The sequence below is a fragment of the Lacihabitans soyangensis genome, assembly GCF_024343775.1.
GTDB classification, from domain to species: domain Bacteria; phylum Bacteroidota; class Bacteroidia; order Cytophagales; family Spirosomataceae; genus Leadbetterella; species Leadbetterella soyangensis.
Window position 1 is genome coordinate 1 of the sequence record NZ_RJUF01000069.1, and the last position, 3,155, is coordinate 3,155.

Here is a 3,155-nt window from a genome sequence, read left to right on the forward strand (position 1 = left end):
TAGGATGCTCTCACTTCATATAATATAGTTTCTGGATTATCGCTCAAATATAAAAAGGGTATTCCTGATGGATTAGCTCTTCCTCCGCTTGCAAACTCTTTCGGAGGACAAGCCATTTCTTCAGTTTTATATACTACCATACCACTTTGATGATGTAGTCTGGCACGGAATAAAGGTGTTTCTTTACTTAATTTGAATTGCGTGTTGAAAAATCCATCCCAACCGAGTTCTTCTAATCGTTCAATATTAATTACAAACCTATTTTTCCACTTTAACTCCTCTTTCAGAATTTCCCAATGATCATAATTTTCTATAATATCATCAGTGTATTCAACATTTATGTTTGATGAAATTACTTCTGTCTGTAAGTTTGGAAGAACATAATTCAGAATTTTGTTGGCTGAACCGTGGGAGCTAAAAAAACTCCAATTGGATTGAATTTTAGAACCTATTGGCATTCCATTTTCATCAATTTTGAAGTTATCTACTAACTCTTGAAAAAAATCAAATAACTCAGAGACGTCTAGAAGTGGTTGGTTTTTTGATTCGCAAACAGCACAGTCTCCAATTTCAGATGAAGAAGAAATAAACCCTTTAAGCTCTTTGTCAAAAAAACAATTTACACAAACCTTCATAAAACTACCTATTTCTTAAAAAATTACTTAAAACCAATAAATGATTCTTGATAGATAGTTTTTTTACCGTTCCTAAACCGGGATAATGTTCAGTGTCAAAATATGTTTCTAATTCAGCTATCGCTGAATTAGATAGACCATTCTGCCTGCAATAATTTACAGCCTTGGCTGCTGCTTCTGCAAACTTACCTTGAACATTGGCAATTGAGTCATTGGTTTCTGATGTGAAATGTCTAATCCATATTTCATTTTGAATATTTAAATACGTCAAATGAATCACAACTGCTCTAGGTGTACTACCTCCCTCAACATATTCACTTGGTAAAACAGTATAATCTGAAAACCCTTCAAAACCTTCGGTGGAATAATGAATATGTTCTTCTGAAAACCTATGTTCTGTGATGTCAAGGAAATCACTGTTTCTATCTTTTTTTTCAAATAAGTCATCAAGTCTAATGAAGCCTTTTTGCAAACCTCTTATATACCTATTTAATGACCTATTTCTTCCAGGATCGTTAACTGTAATAAGACTAACTGCGTCTAATTCTGCTATTGATTTGAAATTTGTATCATCTCCTTCAATGTCGTTCTCACAAATAAGCATACAATTGGTTAGACCGAATTGCTCAATGCTTTGATTTATATATTCAGCATTATTCCTGTAATGAAATGCTGGCAAAAATACTTCATAATTTAAAGTAGCGAGATATTCAATATAAAATTGGCTATCTCCTGCAAGTTCACCGAACTTTGGGTTAACAACAAGATATGCACTTTGACCTTTTTCTTGGAAAACCTTATGTGCTAAATTTAAATTGTTGTGAGTTTCTTTAACAGGCTCTAAAATCGGAATAATAACTCCTTGTGTAGCTTCTTCTGTTGCTAACTCTCTTAAAGCTATTAGTTCAAATTGTCTCGCTCTTAAAAATGGATAGTACATATATTTAAATTTGAATAGTTGTTTTTAATGATTCTATCATTTTGTTTTTTGAATTTCGATTCATTCTAAGAGCTAAAAACAACTGATTAAACTCTTTGTAATATCTAGATGATAAGGCATTGCATGAGCTTCTTTTTTTCATTGTTTTAATGAAAAGCTTATTTAATTGATTCAACGGGATTTCATAAATTAATTCGCTACAAACGTTATACTGATTAAAACTTGTCATTTGAGGCAGATAACCGTAATGTTCACTTACAATGGATTTATATTCGTTTGTATGCAATATTGACATAATAGTTGAAGGTTCTATTTCAAAATTTGCATTAGCATTGCGATGAAGTGAAAATGAATTGTCGCTCTTTGGGTCATATGTTATAATTCCAATCGAAGCTTCTTGTTTCTCGTAGATATTCAACTTTGATTTAGGTATAATAATAAATATCTGATTAAATGCCTTCTCGTAGTTTTGAAGTTGTACCTTCAATCGAGAATCACTATCAAATTCTGTTTTTATCTCAAAAATTTTTGAGCAACCATTGAACATAGCCAAATCTGCAATAGAGTTGCCCACTCTAAACTCACTAAATATTTGAGAATTTGTCTCACCAAGTTCTTTTATCAGCCAAGTATTTAAGAATTCATTTTTGAAAATATATTCATTTTGGTAACTGTCTGCTAGAACAGAATATATGTGTTTCAGATAGTCTAAATATGTCGAATTTTGGTCTTCCAACCATTTTTCATCATATCTTTCAATTTTATAATTGATAGAAGTGAAGTCCATTTTTAGCCAAGAAAGAGCTTCACTCCTTGAAAACAAGGAGGAGTAGTCTCTTAATTGGTTAATTTGGTATTCCATTACTTTGCTATTAATTATTCGGTTCAAATTTACTATTTTCTTGTTTTATTCGTGCCATTTTTGTCGGAAATTCGTCTTTTTAGCATTGCCACCAACGGCTACGTATTGGCGATGGTGGGGCATTTGAAAAACGTCAGCCCAACATTTGCACAAATGCCTAATAGGATTACAAATGTTGACTTTACAACTGTCTGCCCCACTATTGCCAATACGATGTGTGTGCCCAGTATGGACATCGAGTACGAAAGTACAAATAAACTCTAGAAGGTGCAAGTCGAAAAGACTGAGTCCTTTACATGCTAGTTGGTAAAGTGTGTTAGTAAGTCGCAAGCTGGTTTCTCGTGAGGGATGCAGTGAAGAAAGCGAGACTACAAAATTCGGTACTGACTTACAGAAACGGAATAAGAGGCTATGATAGGTGGATAAGTATGCACATCAATACAAAGTCCGTGGCCAACAAACCTATCAGAGTAGATTTCGCAGGCAAAAGCGAGACTACAAAATTCGGTACTGACTTACAGAAACGGAATAAGAGGCTATGATAGGTGGATAAGTATGCACATCAATACAAAGTCCGTGGCCAACAAACCTATCAGAGTAGATTTCGCAGGCATCGAATGAAAGAGTATGTTCTTACCTGGGGAGGTCTTCACAACCACGAGTGGTTAAGTGAAGAAGTCAGCAGAGGTCGTAGTAACTACCAGCAACGAGCCAAGTC

Annotated in this window: 4 protein-coding genes and 1 pseudogene; 2 read left to right on the forward strand and 3 right to left on the reverse strand. The window is 34.0% G+C overall.

Going from position 1 to position 3,155, the window contains the following annotated elements; genetic code table 11:
* The 3 genes and pseudogenes from EGI31_RS14195 to EGI31_RS14205 all read right to left on the reverse strand — a co-directional run.
* Window positions 1-635, reverse strand: a pseudogene (locus EGI31_RS14195) (RES domain-containing protein); the annotation flags it as partial.
* Between the two features lie 4 nt (window positions 636-639).
* Window positions 640-1,575 carry a sce7725 family protein gene (locus EGI31_RS14200; protein ID WP_255037886.1) on the reverse strand — a complete coding sequence of 312 codons (936 nt, stop codon included), beginning with the start codon at window positions 1,573-1,575 and terminating at the stop codon, window positions 640-642.
* A 4-nt stretch (window positions 1,576-1,579) separates the two neighbouring features.
* Entirely contained in the window at window positions 1,580-2,437 is an 858-nt protein-coding gene (locus EGI31_RS14205) for a sce7726 family protein (RefSeq protein ID WP_255037887.1), read from the reverse strand.
* A 60-nt stretch (window positions 2,438-2,497) separates the two neighbouring features.
* Between EGI31_RS14205 and EGI31_RS14210 the strand changes: the two genes are divergently transcribed.
* Window positions 2,498-2,701, forward strand: a complete 204-nt coding sequence (locus EGI31_RS14210) for a hypothetical protein (RefSeq protein WP_255037888.1) — start codon at window positions 2,498-2,500, stop codon at window positions 2,699-2,701.
* A gap of 89 nt (window positions 2,702-2,790) precedes the next feature.
* A complete protein-coding gene (locus EGI31_RS14215) occupies window positions 2,791-2,979 on the forward strand; it encodes a hypothetical protein (protein ID WP_255037889.1) in 189 nt (62 codons plus the stop codon).
* Window positions 2,980-3,155 lie beyond the last annotated feature (176 nt).